14 protein-coding genes are annotated in these 14,586 nt (G+C 40.8%); 2 read left to right on the top strand and 12 right to left on the bottom strand.

Annotated features, from left to right (window positions below):
- Window positions 1-33 precede the first annotated feature (33 nt).
- Genes OA84_RS00355 through OA84_RS00345 form a run of 3 tightly spaced genes read right to left on the bottom strand, consistent with a single transcriptional unit; the run spans window position 34 to window position 2,202 of the window.
- The gene (locus tag OA84_RS00355) at window positions 34-747 is read right to left on the bottom strand and encodes a nucleotidyltransferase family protein (protein WP_039340701.1); all 714 of its coding nucleotides are present in this window, start codon (window positions 745-747) and stop codon (window positions 34-36) included.
- On the bottom strand, window positions 744-1,157 hold the full coding sequence (locus OA84_RS00350) for a RapZ C-terminal domain-containing protein (protein WP_039340698.1): 414 nt from the start codon (window positions 1,155-1,157) through the stop codon (window positions 744-746). The genes OA84_RS00355 and OA84_RS00350 overlap by 4 nt, the downstream gene beginning before the upstream one ends.
- Before the next feature lie 22 nt (window positions 1,158-1,179).
- On the bottom strand, window positions 1,180-2,202 hold the full coding sequence (locus tag OA84_RS00345) for an aminoglycoside phosphotransferase family protein (protein ID WP_039340695.1): 1,023 nt from the start codon (window positions 2,200-2,202) through the stop codon (window positions 1,180-1,182).
- Between the two features lie 52 nt (window positions 2,203-2,254).
- Here OA84_RS00345 and xrtF point away from each other — a divergent pair, with 52 nt between their 5' ends.
- Window positions 2,255-2,797: an exosortase family protein XrtF gene (xrtF, locus tag OA84_RS00340; protein WP_039340693.1), complete on the top strand. Its 543-nt coding sequence runs from the start codon at window positions 2,255-2,257 to the stop codon at window positions 2,795-2,797.
- Entirely contained in the window at window positions 2,784-3,221 is a 438-nt protein-coding gene (locus OA84_RS00335) for an exosortase F system-associated membrane protein (RefSeq protein WP_233701803.1), read from the top strand. The genes xrtF and OA84_RS00335 overlap by 14 nt, the downstream gene beginning before the upstream one ends.
- Here OA84_RS00335 and OA84_RS00330 read toward each other — a convergent pair.
- The 9 genes from OA84_RS00330 to dnaB form a co-directional block, all read right to left on the bottom strand.
- On the bottom strand, window positions 3,172-4,212 hold the full coding sequence (locus OA84_RS00330; protein ID WP_052252043.1) for a cation diffusion facilitator family transporter: 1,041 nt from the start codon (window positions 4,210-4,212) through the stop codon (window positions 3,172-3,174). The genes OA84_RS00335 and OA84_RS00330 overlap by 50 nt on opposite strands.
- A gap of 76 nt (window positions 4,213-4,288) precedes the next feature.
- A complete protein-coding gene (locus OA84_RS00325) occupies window positions 4,289-5,281 on the bottom strand; it encodes an aspartate-semialdehyde dehydrogenase (RefSeq protein ID WP_039340688.1) in 993 nt (330 codons plus the stop codon).
- A 24-nt stretch (window positions 5,282-5,305) separates the two neighbouring features.
- On the bottom strand, window positions 5,306-5,752 hold the full coding sequence (locus OA84_RS00320) for a hypothetical protein (protein ID WP_039340686.1): 447 nt from the start codon (window positions 5,750-5,752) through the stop codon (window positions 5,306-5,308).
- A gap of 78 nt (window positions 5,753-5,830) precedes the next feature.
- Entirely contained in the window at window positions 5,831-8,335 is a 2,505-nt protein-coding gene (locus OA84_RS00315; protein ID WP_039340683.1) for a TonB-dependent receptor, read from the bottom strand.
- Between the two features lie 217 nt (window positions 8,336-8,552).
- On the bottom strand, window positions 8,553-9,413 hold the full coding sequence (gene nadC, locus OA84_RS00310) for a carboxylating nicotinate-nucleotide diphosphorylase (RefSeq protein WP_039340682.1): 861 nt from the start codon (window positions 9,411-9,413) through the stop codon (window positions 8,553-8,555).
- Window positions 9,414-9,767: 354 nt separating this feature from the next.
- Complete coding sequence (gene nadB / locus OA84_RS00305) at window positions 9,768-11,339, bottom strand: L-aspartate oxidase (protein WP_039340680.1); 1,572 nt, start codon at window positions 11,337-11,339, stop codon at window positions 9,768-9,770.
- Window positions 11,340-11,375: 36 nt separating this feature from the next.
- Entirely contained in the window at window positions 11,376-12,005 is a 630-nt protein-coding gene (locus OA84_RS00300) for an NAD(P)H-dependent oxidoreductase (RefSeq protein WP_039340678.1), read from the bottom strand.
- Between the two features lie 267 nt (window positions 12,006-12,272).
- Entirely contained in the window at window positions 12,273-12,755 is a 483-nt protein-coding gene (rnhA, locus tag OA84_RS00295) for a ribonuclease HI (protein WP_039340675.1), read from the bottom strand.
- 2 nt (window positions 12,756-12,757) lie between these two features.
- The gene (gene dnaB, locus OA84_RS00290) at window positions 12,758-14,347 is read right to left on the bottom strand and encodes a replicative DNA helicase (protein ID WP_039340672.1); all 1,590 of its coding nucleotides are present in this window, start codon (window positions 14,345-14,347) and stop codon (window positions 12,758-12,760) included.
- Window positions 14,348-14,586 lie beyond the last annotated feature (239 nt).

The raw sequence follows: 14,586 nt of genomic DNA, 5'->3' as shown, positions 1-14,586 counted from the left end.
CGTGGTTCCTTTTCCTCTTTTTATTTTGCTCATTTATTTAAAAATTTTTTCTGCCGCCGAAATTGATTCCGGTTTGCCGACATCTACGATATGTGCGGAATGTTCGTAACCGAAAATCGATTCCGTCATCATCAAATCCAGATATTCCTCCATAATCGAAAATTTTCCGCGTCTTTTTATTTTGCGGAAGATCTGCGGCTTTACACAGTGAATTCCGCTGAAAGCCAAAGGCTTAAAACCTTTGTTAAATTCCGCCAGGCGCTGTTCGCAGCTTTCTACGTTTAACCAACCTTTCAAAATCATTTCCGGGCTGAAGAGCAATTTTCGGGAACTCTTTCGGTCTGATACGGCTAAAGTAGCAAAATCTTTCTTTTCCTGGTGATATTTAATAAATAAATTCAAATCCAGATCGGTTAAAATATCGGCATTCATAATCAGAAAATCTTCGCCGCCGTCTAAAAATTTCTGAGCAAAAAGCAAACCGCCGCCGGTTTCCAGCAGCTGATCTTTCTCATCAGAAAGCTCAATCCTGGCATTGAAATTATTATTTTCCTGAAGAAAAGTGCGGATTTGGTCACCAAAATGATGTATGTTGATGACGAAATCATTAATGCCGTAACTCTGAAGGTATTTGATATTTCTTTCCAGCAACGGAACGCCGTTCACGGGCGCCAGCGCTTTCGGATGGTTGTCGGTAAAAGGTTTCAGGCGCGTGCCTTTTCCGGCTGCAAAAATCAGCGCTTTCATGAAACGGTGTTCAACTGCGGCTGTTCGTCGTGATTGATCGAAACGCTGGCTTCCGGATATTTTTCGCGGATAAATTCAGCAGTTTTTTCAGCGGCGTAAACCGAACGGTGTTGGCCGCCGGTACAGCCAAAATTTATCTGAAGATTTTCAAAACCGCGCGACAGATAATTTTCAATATTAATGGAAATGATGTTTTTCACCGCTTCTAAAAATTCCGGCATTTTTGTGCTTTTTTTCAGAAATTCCTGAACGCCGATGTCGCAGCCGGTTTGTGCTTTGAATTCTTCCAGACGTCCCGGATTCAAAACGCCGCGACAGTCAAAAGCGAAGCCGCCGCCGTTCTCGGAATTATCTTTTGGTATTCCGCCCTTTTTATATGAAAAACTGTGTATTTCTATTTTTAAACTCATTATTATTTTTTGTAGACTTTCATTAAGATTTTGAAAGTAAAGAATTGATTTTTGATTGTGTATGTTGCGTGCTGAGACTTTGGATTAAGGAAAAAAGTTCCGGATAATTCTGCATTTCTTCAAACGAGACTGAAAAGCTTTGCAGGTTTGAAATTCCTAAATTTAAACTATCTAGGAAATGCGCTTTTCGCTGAATTAAACCACGGAAACCGTAGGCGCCCAAAACCTGTAAAAACCGAATTAATTGCAGATATTGGAGCGAATTTTTCAGTTGAGATTTTTTCACCTCATCGTCCCAAAGCGAATAATAATATTCGAGCATTTTTGCCTTAAATTCTGCCGAAAAATTGGCTTTTGCCTGGAAAAGAAAAGATACAACGTCGTACATCAGCGGTCCTTCCATAGCCGACTGATAATCGATGAAAAAAACTTCATCGCGCTCATTCACCATAATATTTCTTGCCTGAAAATCCCGGATCATAATTCCGCGTGGCTCCAGTTTTTCTATTTTCAGAATAAGCGTTTTAAACTCCTGAAGTAAGGTTGATTTGTGATACGGAAGTTCCAAAACATCAGCGATAAAACTCTTAAAATAAAATAAATCGTTGTTAATCGCCAGTTCACCGTATTCTTTGTACTCGAAAGTTCTGGAAAAATCCAGGGTATTTTGGGTCTTTTTTTGCGTTTCAGCCAACTGGAAAAGCGCGCTTTTAGCAAGTTTTTCGACATGTTCTGTTTGCCCTTCTGAAGCGATGATTTCCGATAAAGTCTGCTGCCCGACAAATTCCTGAACGTATAGTTTTTGGTCTTCCGAAATTTTTAAAATTTTTGGTGTATTTAAATCAAGCTCAGAGAAAACTGTGGAAAAGTAAAAAAAAGCCTTATTTTCCGGGATATTTTCATTGAAGGTGACCACGTATTTTTCGTCATTAATGCTGCCGATGAAATTTCGTCGGGCCGAACCACTTTGTTCTAAAAGGTAAAAATTGCCCGTTTTAGCGCCTAAAAAATTTTCAAGAAAAGACTGAGCTTCTGTGATGGTCATATGTTACAAATATAGCAAAAATCCTATTTTAGAAAGCAGTATATTTGCCGTAATGTTCAGTGATTTTAAACCGGTTCTGGGAGTTCTTCTGCGGTTCGTCGCCATTTATGTGGTGACGGTTTTGCTGTACCAGCTGTACCTAAATCAATACCAAAATGCCGGGTTGGACCCATTTTCGACCTGGGTGATGAAACAGTGCGATTACGTCCAGAATTTGCTCGGTTATCCATCTGAAATGGTTCCCGGAAAACCTGAGGAGGAAACGATCTGGTTTTACGTGAGCGGACAATACGTTTCCCGAATGGTAGAGGGCTGTAATGCGATTTCGGTGATGATTCTTTTCCTCTCCTTTATTTTTGCTTTTTACAAAGGTTATAAAACTTTTGTTTTTGTGGCCGTTTCCTTGGTAGCACTTCATATCATGAATGTTCTGCGCATTGTGGGCCTGAATATTCTTTTGGTTGAAATGCCGCAATATTCCAAAATCGGGCACGACTATTTATTTCCGGCCATTATTTACGGAAGTGTGGTGATTCTGTGGCTGATTTGGATTAAGTTTTTCGCACTAAATGAAGTTCCAAATGAAACTGCTTAAATGGTTTTTGGTGGCGATGTGCGTTTTCGGCTTAATCGCAGTGAGAATGTTTGAAGACCAACTTTTCTACGATCCATTTCAGGCATTTTTTCACATTGCAAATGAACATGCGGCTTTCCCAGCTTTTGAATGGACGCCGCTGATTTTCGGCTATATTTTCAGGTTTTTTTTGAATTTAGCTTTATCAACTGCAATTGTTCATCTTATTTTCAACAGCAAAAGATGGACGCTGCAAGCTGCCGTTTTAATTACAGTTGTATTTCTGATTACATTTCCCATTTACCTTTACTGCATTTACACGCAGTTTGAAGTCGGTTATCTTTTCTCATTTTATATGAGAAGATTCGTCATTCAGCCGCTGATTTTATTGCTGATTATTCCGCTTTTTTATTACCGTTTACATACGACGAAGGCAAATCATTAACGGTGTGCTTATTCTCCTGAGTAATTGTATTTACGTTCCATTCCACTTGTCCAACGAAAGCATGCTCGCGAACCGGACAGCTGAATAAAGCACAAATTGCACACGAAATAGGTTTGCAATCATCGAGGTGAAAATTAAACTCAATAGCTCTGTCGTGACTTTCACCAATCAGTTTATACATATCTTCCATTTCCTGATGCGCCCGCCGGAGTTCGTAATACCACGGCATGGTCAAATGAGCGTCGATGTGCAGGCCGCTCCCGTGTTGCTGAATCCGGACATTGTGAAGATCGGTCCATTGTGGTAACCGGCGGTCATCTAAAAATTTTGCAAGTCTTTTCAGCATATCTTCATCAGCTTCATCCATAATTCCGCTTAAAGATTTTCTGATGATAGTATAACCGACGTACATGATATAAGCGCCAAAGAGAAAAGCTACCGCCGCATCAATCCAGTATAATTTGGTGATTTGAACCAAAATTAAACTCAATACTACGCCTAAAGTTGTAAAAGTGTCGCTTTTTAAATGTGCGCCGGAACTTTGCAGAACTAATGAATTTTCGCGGACACCTTTTTTGAAGGAAATATGTCCCATCAAATAATTGATGATTGCTGTAGCTGCCACGATCGCGATTCCCCAATCAAGCTGTTTGGGAATGTTACCATGTAAAAGCGAGTCTACCGCCTGGACAATGATGATAATGCCCGCAAAAATAATCAAGGCTCCTTCAACTCCCGAAGTTACAAATTCCACCTTTCCGTGACCATACGGATGGTCAATGTCTTTCGGTTTTGCGGCGAGGTACAGCGAATATAGGCCCATAAATGCCGCAATGATATTCACAATACTTTCCATGGCATCGGAGAACACCGCGTCGGAATTGGTGAAATGCCACGCCAGTAGCTTTCCTAAAAAAAGCGCAATACCAACGATGGCGACATTCCGCTGGAAAGTGAAATTGTTCTGTGAAGTGTTTTTATTTTCAGACATGGGGTTTTATTAAGCTATTATTAATGTTCGACGCATCTAATACAAAAAAAATGCTCACTTATTGTGAGCATTTGGTTTAAACTAAGTCGTTTTTAAGGAGATATTCTGCGATCTGCACCGCATTGGTCGCAGCGCCTTTGCGGAGATTATCTGCGACAATCCAGAGGTTTAAAGTTTTCGGCTGTGAAAAATCTCTGCGGATTCTGCCTACAAAAACCTCATCTTTTCCTTCGGAATATAAAGGCATCGGATAGATGTTGTTTTTCACATCATCCAAAACCACAACACCCGGTGTATTTGAAAGAATATTTCGGATTTCATCCAGATCAAATTCGTTTTCAAATTCAATATTTACACTTTCAGAATGTCCGCCCTGAACGGGGACTCGCACAGCAGTTGCTGAGATATTAAAGCTGTCATCACCCAAGATTTTCTTAGGTTCAGTCATCAGTTTTATTTCTTCTTTGGTGTAGTCGTCATCGGCGAAAACGTCGCATTGTGGCAAAGCGTTTTTGAAGATGTCGTAGTGATAAACTTTTTTTACCTGCTTATCACCCCTAATTTCTGCATTGAGCTGATCCACAGCATTTTTTCCGGTTCCGGTCACCGATTGATAAGTTGAAATAATTACCCGTTTCAGCCCGAAATTTTTGTTTAATGGATGTAAAACCATTACCAGCTGAATAGTAGAGCAGTTTGGATTTGCAATGATTTTGTCGTCCTTCGTCAAAACATCCGCGTTGATTTCCGGAACGACTAATTTTTTATCAGCTTCCATGCGCCACGCAGAAGAATTATCGATGACGATCGTTCCGGCTTCTGCAAATTTCGGCGCAAATTCCAGTGAAATATTTCCGCCTGCGGAAAATAGCGCGATTGAAGACTTTCGGTTTATCGCGTCTTCCATCGAAACGATTTCGACCTCCTGGCCTTTAAATATGATTTTTTTGCCCACCGACTTTTCAGAAGCAACGGGAATGAGTTCCGTAACGGGAAATTTTCTTTCCTCTAAAACTTTTAGCATGATTTGTCCCACCATTCCGGTGGCGCCTACTACTGCTATTTTCATTAAGAATATCTGTTGTTTTAAATGTTATGCAAAAAATGAAGGGAAAACGCGTGCCCACGGGAAAGCATATGCAAACAGTGCAAAAGCGATTACGCCCATAATTACAATTTTCATTGCAAGCGTTTCGTTGGATTTCATGTATTTATTAATGATGGTCATCAGCACCACACCAATCAGCATCGATACCGGGTGCTCCACATAGGAAAAGCGTGCTGCAGCATTGCTCATTAAAGTTCCTGTTTCTAAAGCTCCTTTTAAACCCGGTGAAAATACCAGCATTAAAATCCCCACGATCAGTTGGATGTGAAAGAGAATCATCGTAAACAAGGTAGATTTGCGCAACAATTTGCTGATTTTGCCCGAATAACCGAACATGGTAACCAATAACGCTACGACGAAAATAATGCCTGCAAGAAGGATTAAGTAAGCAAAACCTTTGTGTGCTTCAGTAATAATTTTAAATGTATCCATAGTATATTTTGTTAACGGCAAAGATAAAAAAAATCCCGACGTTTTCGTCGGGATTTAAGGGTTTGTAGTATCGATTTCTTAGAAAAGGAAACTTACAGAAGCATTCCAGGTTCTACCGAATCCGAAGAATACCTCGTTTGCTTTGTTAATGCCATTCCAATTGTTTGCGGAGTTAGCATCAGCAGCTTTATTTGTTCTGGATTCAGCGATATATGTTTTATCTAAAACATTGTTCACATTGAATCTTAGTTTGAAAGACTGAGTGTCATTAAGTTTGAATCTTGCACCAGCACCCAGGTCAAGCAATCCGTAAGATGGTAATTCTACCGCTGGATCAGATGGCGTAGGTTTTGAAGCTGTGATTAAACGTGATGAAGGTTCGAAAGCTGAATAAAGTTTGTCAGCATAACGGTACTGTGCATCGAAGTTTAACCAGTCTGTAACTTTGAAATCAGCACCTAAAGCAGCGGTAAGCTGTGCAGCATCACCAACTTTAAGACCGTCTAATGCAAGAGTTCCTTCCTGAATAACAGTGTTTGTTTGATCTTCAACGAAAGATGCTGTTGGGCTACCTTCGAAGAACCAGTCACCTACAGAGAACATACCGTTTACAGTCACGAATTGTGCTGGTTTCACGTTGAAATCTAATTCAATACCTCTGTGGATTTCTTTAATTCCTAAAACATTTGCAACACCTGTTACATCTACACCATCAAGTTTTCCTCTGGTTGTAAGTCTTCTGTAGATATCATCCCAAGAAGTGTTATACAGATTTAAGTTAGCATTGAAAATACCTGAACGGTAACCGTAACCAACTTCGAAAGAAGTAATTTTCTCGTTTGTAAGAGAAGGGTTCACATCATTTCTGTTGTTTAAGAAAACAGCTCCGAAGAAAGGTTGTCTTTCGTAATATCCACCATTAACAAATACGTTGTGGTTTTCATCGATGTTATAGTTTGCTCCACCTTTTACGTTGAAACCAACTAAATCAACTTTCTCACTTTTTTGCTCGTTAGGAGCGTAAAGCATATAATCAATTCGTTGGAAAGCCTGGTTGGAAACTGAACCCTGAACGAATGCAGAAAGTGCATCGTTGGTATACTCCAATTGTCCGAAACCACCTAACCAGTTTACGATACCATCGTTACTGTAAGCTAACTGGTCTTTGATTTCGTTGGTTTTACCACCGAACGGGTTCCAGGTAGGGTTTGTAGTAAACGCGTTGGTAATTACGTTTGGTTTGTTATTGATGTTGCTTGTATCTGTGTAAGAGTTGTTACCTAAGAAATCTGTTACAATTCTGTAGTGGATTCCTTCGTAAGTACGACCGTCTAAACCAACAGTTGCACTTAAGTTGTCATTAATCTTATGATTCAAGCTGGTGATAAGTCCTAACCAGTTATGTGAGTTGATAGAAGATCTTCTGATAATTCCGTTGCTGCTGCTAGCCATTCCCGGAGTTTTGTTTACAGCACCGAAGTCTGCAACTACACCTCCTCTGTTCCAGCTAACGATATCGTCAAATCTTACAAGACCGTCTGCAGTTCTTGGTAAGTTGTTGTAAAATACACCGTTGATTCTACCAGCGTCACCTGTACCACCACCTCTACCGAAAGAAGCGTAAGCTACAGAATTTAATGTAGTAGCTTCAGTAATTTTCCAGTCCCAGTTTAATGACATTACCGGTTTGTGGTAATAGTTTCTGGTCATAGAATATTCTTCACCGTTTAAATATCCCCAGTTTTGGTTAAATCTTCTGTTTGGTTCGTCCTCAGTTCCACCATATTTGATGTGATCGTTAATGGTTGACTGGAAAGATCTTTGGTTGTGAACCTGTGGCGCACCAGTGATTGTAAATTGCAAATCATGTTTTGCATTAGGTTGATAACCTACAGCTAAATAATAGTTGTACCCTTCGAATTCCGTTCCGTCCGCATACATATTACCTTCCGTTCTACTCATTAAGAATGATGTAGCCCAACCGCTTTCACCTTTTCCGGTGTTATACGAGAATAACTGCTTGTTATATCCGTCGTTACCAACACCAAGCGTTACATTTCCCTGTCTTTTTTTGTCCGCTGCTCTTGTAAGTACGTTGATGGTACCACCTACAGAAGCAATTGCTAATTTAGATGAACCAAGACCTCTCTGAACCTGCATTGCAGAAGTTACATCAGATAATCCCGCCCAGTTTGACCAATATACAGCACCACCTTCCATATCGTTTACAGGAACACCATTGATCATTACCGCAGTGTTTCTTTGATCGAAACCTCTCACGTTAATTCTGGAATCTCCAAAACCACCACCACCTTTGGTAGCGTATACAGATGGAGTAGTGTTAAGGATTTCCGGGAATTCTTGATTTCCCAGCTTATCGATAATCTGCGCTTCCTTGATGGTTGAAACAGCAACCGGAGTTTTTCTGTCTTTCGCGATGTCAGCAACGCCAGTTAATACAACTTGCTCAATGTCTTTTTCTCTACTAACAGTGTCTCTCGCAGTTTGTGCATAATAAACACTGGCTGTTGATAGCGTAAGTACTACCGTTAGCATTGATTTTTTCACAGGTCTGAAATTCATCTTTTTTTATTAAAAATTAAATTAGATTTTTATTGCGCAAAAATATGCTAAAATTTATTAACACACATTAACAAAATGTTAAATTTTAAAATATTGTCAGAAATCCCCTATTAATCATAGAATCAAACTGTTAAAAATTAAATACCCGCTCATAAATTTCTAATTTTAATTTCCTTTTTCTTAAAATTTCCCCCTAAAACGACCATTTTTTACATTTTTATTTTGATGCCTTCAAACTCAAATCGATGTTTTCCGCAGAATGGGTAAGCGCGCCCGCCGATATATAATCTACGCCCGTGGCCGCAATTTCTTTCAGCATATTCCGCGTAATTCCGCCCGAAGCTTCTGTTTCGCATTTGCCATTTACCATTTTCACTGCGTCTTTCATCATCTGAACGTCCATGTTGTCGAGTAAAATACGGTCAGCACCGGCATTTAAAGCTTCTTCCACCTCTTCCAGATTTCTGGTTTCTACCTCAATTTTCAGCGGTTTTTTTATTTTTTCGGTGTATTCTTTGGCCATTTTTACAGCTTTTGTAATGCTTCCGTTGTAGTCGATGTGGTTATCTTTCAGCATAATCATGTCATACAAACCGTAACGGTGGTTCGTGCCGCCGCCAATTGCCACCGCCCATTTTTCGCAGATGCGGAAATTCGGAGTGGTTTTTCGCGTATCGAGTAATTTTGTTTTCGTCCCCAAAAGCCGCGAATCCCAGTCGTGCGTAAGCGTAGCAATGCCGCTCATGCGCTGCATGCAGTTCAAGACAAAACGCTCCGTGGAAAGAATGGAGCGCGCACTTCCGGTCACGTAAAAAGCAATATCGCCAACTTTTGCTGATGCGCCGTCTTTCAGCAAAACTTCAAGTTTCAGGTTTTTATCAAACTGTTGGAAAATAATTTCCGCCAGTTCCACACCCGCCAAAATACAGTCCTGTTTTACCAGTAATTTTGCTTTTTGCTGCAAATCTTTCGGAATCGTTGCCAGCGTCGAGTGGTCACCTTCCTGAATATCTTCCTCCAAAGCATTTTTAATGAAATTTTTTAAAACTTCTTTGGTCACGTATTGTGGTTTTTTCATTTTTAGATTTTTAGAAAAAGTTCCGTTTTATATTTTTATAATTAATGGTTTCCCGCTTTTATTTTTAATGAAGCCAAATCGAAAAAATCTGCCGCTTTAACAGCATATTTTTTAATTATTGGTAATGAAATTCGTGCATTCGTGGCATCTTCAATCTACAAAAATTCGCCTTTATAACAGCCATTATTTTTCAATTATTAGTAATGAAATTCGTGCATTCGTGGCATTCCATCCTAAAAAATTTTAGCTGCTCTACAGCCATTTTTCTTGGTTTTTGTTGAAATCGCATTTCATTTAAAATTCGTGCATTCGTGGCAATTTTTTTACGAAGAATTGCACATTTAGCAGCATATTTTACACAAAATCTTTATTAAAAAATGCGCCTTTATTTTCTTTCATCATCAGCGAATGCTTGATAATCAAATACGAAATATTCGTTAGATTTCGCAGTTCCGAAAGTTTCGGCGACAAAATCGAGTAGTTATACAGTTCCGTCACCGCTTCGAAAATTTCCTGCTGTTTTTTCTTCGCTAGGGCGAGTCGGTCGTTGCTGCGTACAATGCTCACCAGGTCACTCATCATTTCCTGTAATTGGCGACGCAGGTAACTTACCATCACCATTTCGTCCATCATTTTCATTCCTTCTTCATTCCATTCCGGTACGGCTTTTAAATCATCGAAATTAAAGTCATTCACCGTTAGCAATTCCACGGTTTTTATCGCAGCATTATGGCCAAAAACCAAGCCTTCCAAAAGCGAATTTGAGGCAAGCCGGTTTGCGCCGTGCAATCCCGAATTCGTGCATTCGCCCACGGCGAAAAGATTTTTAATGGAACTTTGGCCGTTCATATCGGTTTCAATGCCGCCCATTAAATAATGGCACGCCGGAACCACCGGAATCAGCTGTTCGAACGGATCAATTCCTTCGTCCAGACATTTCTCATAAATATTAGGAAAATGCTCGATAAATTTCTCGCGGTCCATGTCGCGGCAATCCAAACCTACATAATCATCACCGGAAATTTTCAGTTCGTTATCGATGGCGCGCGCCACAATGTCGCGGGACGCTAATTCTTCGCGTTCGTCGTATTTCTGCATGAATTTTTCACCATCTTTCGTCCGTAGTTTTGCGCCGTCGCCACGCACCGCTTCGGAAATCAGGAAAAGCATTCCATCTCTTTTGGAATACAGCGCCGTGGGGTGAAACTGATAATACTGCATGTTCGAAACTTTACCGCGTGCACGGTGCACAAAAGCAATTCCGTCGCCGGTTGCAATGATCGGGTTCGTTGTGTTTTTATAAACGTGTCCCGCGCCGCCCGTAGCCACCATAGTAATTTTCGCCGTTATTTTCTTGATTTTTTTATTTTTCTCGTCCAGAATATAAGCGCCGTAGCAGTCGATTTTATTCAGATCGAAAATTTTTCCTGGAACATGGTGCTGCGTGATCAGATCGATGACGTAATGATGCGGCAAAATCTCAATATTAGGCGATTTATTCGCCGTTACAAGCAGCGCGCGTTCAATTTCTTTTCCGGTAATATCTTTGTGGTGAACAATTCGGTTTTCCGTGTGGCCTCCTTCTCTGCCAAGCATTAGATTTCCGTCTTTCTTATCGAAATTGGTTCCCCATTCTACCAGTTCCTTGAAACGCTCCGGACCTTTTTCGATGACCATTTTTACCACTTCCAGGTTATTTTCGCCATCGCCGGCGCGCATCGTATCGTCAATGTGCTTCTGGAAACCGTCGTTGTCAAAATCGGTTACAACTGCCAAACCGCCCTGCGCGTATTTCGTATTGCTTTCGTCTTCATCGCCTTTGGTAACGATGATGATTTTGGCTTCGGGCATTTTTTCAGAAACTTTTATGGCGTAGGAAAGACCGGAAATTCCGGATCCGATGACGAGTACATCTGCTTTTATCATTTAGTTTTTTCAGGAGTTTGTTGGCTGTAAATTTAATTACAAAAATTTAAAGAGTTTTTCCGTGGGTTTCCGCACTTTTTTTAAGGTTTGATGTGTGTCTTCCTGTGAACGGTAACCTAAAGCTAAAGTCACCGCAACTTTTTCATTTTCAGGATCTAAACCTAAAATCTGGTCGATGATTTCCTGGCGAAAACCTTCCATTGGGCAAGTATCCACATTTTCCAGCGCGGCGGCAAACATCAGGTTTCCCAAAACAATATAGCACTGCTTTTCGGCCCAAACCATAATTTCTTCGGGCGATAAACGGTTCATGTGACTGTCGATGCTTTGGCGGAAGGGATTTAAATTTTCTACCGGAATTTCTCTGGTCGCGGAAATATGCTTGAAATAATCGCCGATATATTCATTCCCGATTTTGTTTTTCGAAACAATCGCAATTAAATGGGAACATGTGGAAATTTGGGAGGGATTGTAAAAGGCGGGAATGAGTTTTTCTTTGATTTCCGCGCTTTGCGCGATGATGATTTTGTAGGGCTGCAAACCAAGCGAACTCGCCGAAAGTCTGGCAGCTTCTAGAATCTGATAAAGCGCATCGGCAGAAACTGTTTTTTCGGGATCGAATTTCTTTACCGAGTATCTTTTTTGCAATGCATCCAGGTAATTCATTGAACAAAGATAATTAAATGCGCGGAAAGATTTTGGCGGAACTGTTAACGCGAGCGATTTGCAAAAGCGAAAAATTTGGCAATATAACCGCTAAAATTTTAGATAATTAAAAAATGCCAGGAATGCACGAATATCTTGGTTTATTCAAAATTGAAAAATCTGCCAAAATAACCGCTAAAATTTTTGAAATGATAAATGCCACGAATGCACGAATCTTCAAAGTTGGATTACAAACCAAAAAATTTGCCGCTAAAGGGCGGAATTTTTTTAAAACAATCCGCCGCTTTTTTGTGCCTCATAAAATTCATCGGTTTCCAAAGGTTCTTTTTGCGCAGCTTTTACCGCGAGTTGGTCGCAGATTTCGTTTTCCGCATGCCCGGCGTGGCCTTTTACCCAGTGAAATGTTGGATTATGCGCTTTTAAAAGCGGCACAATTCTCCGCCATAAATCGGGGTTTTTTACGTTTTTAAAACCTTTTTTTATCCAGCCGAAAATCCATTTCTGGTTGATGGCATCAGAAACGTATTTGCTGTCAGTGTAAATATGGATGTCGTTTTCCGTGGATTTCAGTTTTTCCAGCGCGACAATCACCGCCAGCAATTCCATACGATTGTTGGTCGTAAGGCGAAAACCTGCGGAATAGCGTTTTTCGTAATTTTTTTCGGGAACTTTCATGACGATGCCGTAGCCGCCTTTTCCCGGATTCCCGCTACAGGCGCCGTCGGTAAAAATCTCGATTTTAAGGCTCATTTCTAAAACTGAAAATCGTCGTCGTCATCCAGATCGTTCATGGACGAACCCGAAAGATTTTTGTTATCTGAAATATCGAAAGCTGCTCCCGGATCGATGGTGGTTTTAATTTTTTCAAAACCGCTCGGCGCGTCCTGCTGTCCGAAATTAGAAGATTCATAACCGTAGCCGCCGCCAAATAAATCCAGATCGGCAAACTTCGCGATGTTTTTGTAAAAAGACATTCTTACGTCGGCGGTAGCACCGTTTCTGTGTTTGGCGATGATGAGTTCTGCCTGATTTTCAGTGGAAGATTCTGCGCCGTCTTCATCATTATCCCAGGTCGAAATTTTATAATATTCCGGCCGGAAAATAAAGGAAACGATATCCGCATCCTGCTCAATCGCACCGGATTCCCGAAGGTCGGAAAGCATCGGTCTTTTTCCGGGACGCGTTTCCACACTTCGCGAAAGCTGCGAAAGCGCAATGACAGGAACATTCAGCTCTTTTGCAATCGCTTTCAGTGAACGCGAAATCATTGCGATTTCCTGTTCACGGTTTCCTGCGCCACCTTTTCCAGAATTGGCGGTCATCAGCTGAAGATAATCCACCATGATGATTTTCACGCCGTGCTGCATCACGAGTCTTCGGCATTTTGCGCGGAAATCGAAGACGGAAAGCGATGGCGTTTCATCGATATATAAAGGAGCGTTTTCTAACGCCGAAACGTTGGAGAACAATCTTTGCCATTCTTCATCAGACATTTGTCCTTTGCGAAGTTTTTCCGAAGAGATTCCGGTTTCGGAGGCAATCATTCTGGTAATCAGCTGAACTGATGCCATCTCAAGTGAAAACAAAGCCAACGGCACATTGTGTTCAACAGCAATATTCCTTGCCATGGAGAGCAAAAATGCGGTTTTACCCATCGCCGGACGCGCGGCGATGATAATTAAATCTGAGTTTTGCCAGCCACCTGTTTCTTTGTCAATATCTTTAAATCCTGACGGAATTCCGGAAATACCTTCTTTATCTTTTAAAGCTTTGATGGTTTCAATAGCCTGCGTAACCAAAGTATTCGCAGTGTCGAAACCTTTTTTAATAGTTCCGTTGGTGATTTCGAAAAATGACTGTTCGGCTTTGTCCAGAAGTTCGAAAACGTCGGTCGATTCTTTATATGAACTATCGATAACGTTAGCGGAAACATTGATGAGGCTTCGAAGGATGAATTTTTCCAGAATTACACGCACGTGATATTCGATATGCGCGCTGGATGAAACACCCATTGTTAAATCGATGATATAATGATCGCCGCCCGCAAAAGCCAATTTTTCAGTTTTTTTCAGTTCCTGGATTACGGTCATTAAATCAACCGGATGATTTCCTTCAAAAAGCCGCACAATTGCCCGGAAAATTTCCTGGTGTCGCGGATCATAAAAAACTTCAGGCGTCAGCAGGTCAATCGAATAATCGAGTCCTTTTTTGTCAATAAGAAAAGTACCGATGACGAGTTTCTCGAATTCGATGGCGTTCGGCGGCATTTTGCCGTCGGAAATCGAGAGTTCTTTAGCAAAATTCCCGTGGATTAGCGATGATAAAGTTTCCTTCTGGGTCATGGGACAAAGATAGTTTTTTTAGTGTTTTAAGGCGAAGAATTAATCAACATTCATCAGCTTATTTTAATTAATGTTCTGCTGCTCAATAATCTAAAGTGTTGATAAGTCGGAAGGAGACGGATTTTCATTGTAGCCCGGATCGCAATGGAAATCCTTTTTTTTGCCGGGGCTGAGGTGCGGAAAAAAAAGATTGCAATGAAGAGCCGGTCACACTTGTGTACGATGCGCAAATCTTGGTT

Source organism: Kaistella solincola, from assembly GCF_000812875.1.
Classification (GTDB): domain Bacteria; phylum Bacteroidota; class Bacteroidia; order Flavobacteriales; family Weeksellaceae; genus Kaistella; species Kaistella solincola.
This window is presented reverse-complemented; position numbering and strand designations above follow the sequence as displayed.

Excerpts from the sequence above, each read along its gene's own strand:
- OA84_RS00355 (WP_039340701.1), bottom strand. The coding sequence starts at position 747 with ATGAAAGCGCTGATTTTTGCAGCCGGAAAAGGCACGCGCCTGAAACCT.
- OA84_RS00350 (WP_039340698.1), bottom strand. The coding sequence starts at position 1,157 with ATGAGTTTAAAAATAGAAATACACAGTTTTTCATATAAAAAGGGCGGA.
- OA84_RS00345 (WP_039340695.1), bottom strand. The coding sequence starts at position 2,202 with ATGACCATCACAGAAGCTCAGTCTTTTCTTGAAAATTTTTTAGGCGCT.
- xrtF (WP_039340693.1), top strand. The coding sequence starts at position 2,255 with ATGTTCAGTGATTTTAAACCGGTTCTGGGAGTTCTTCTGCGGTTCGTC.
- OA84_RS00335 (WP_233701803.1), top strand. The coding sequence starts at position 2,784 with ATGAAACTGCTTAAATGGTTTTTGGTGGCGATGTGCGTTTTCGGCTTA.
- OA84_RS00330 (WP_052252043.1), bottom strand. The coding sequence starts at position 4,212 with ATGTCTGAAAATAAAAACACTTCACAGAACAATTTCACTTTCCAGCGG.
- OA84_RS00325 (WP_039340688.1), bottom strand. The coding sequence starts at position 5,281 with ATGAAAATAGCAGTAGTAGGCGCCACCGGAATGGTGGGACAAATCATG.
- OA84_RS00320 (WP_039340686.1), bottom strand. The coding sequence starts at position 5,752 with ATGGATACATTTAAAATTATTACTGAAGCACACAAAGGTTTTGCTTAC.
- OA84_RS00315 (WP_039340683.1), bottom strand. The coding sequence starts at position 8,335 with ATGAATTTCAGACCTGTGAAAAAATCAATGCTAACGGTAGTACTTACG.
- nadC (WP_039340682.1), bottom strand. The coding sequence starts at position 9,413 with ATGAAAAAACCACAATACGTGACCAAAGAAGTTTTAAAAAATTTCATT.
- nadB (WP_039340680.1), bottom strand. The coding sequence starts at position 11,339 with ATGATAAAAGCAGATGTACTCGTCATCGGATCCGGAATTTCCGGTCTT.
- OA84_RS00300 (WP_039340678.1), bottom strand. The coding sequence starts at position 12,005 with ATGAATTACCTGGATGCATTGCAAAAAAGATACTCGGTAAAGAAATTC.
- rnhA (WP_039340675.1), bottom strand. The coding sequence starts at position 12,755 with ATGAGCCTTAAAATCGAGATTTTTACCGACGGCGCCTGTAGCGGGAAT.
- dnaB (WP_039340672.1), bottom strand. The coding sequence starts at position 14,347 with ATGACCCAGAAGGAAACTTTATCATCGCTAATCCACGGGAATTTTGCT.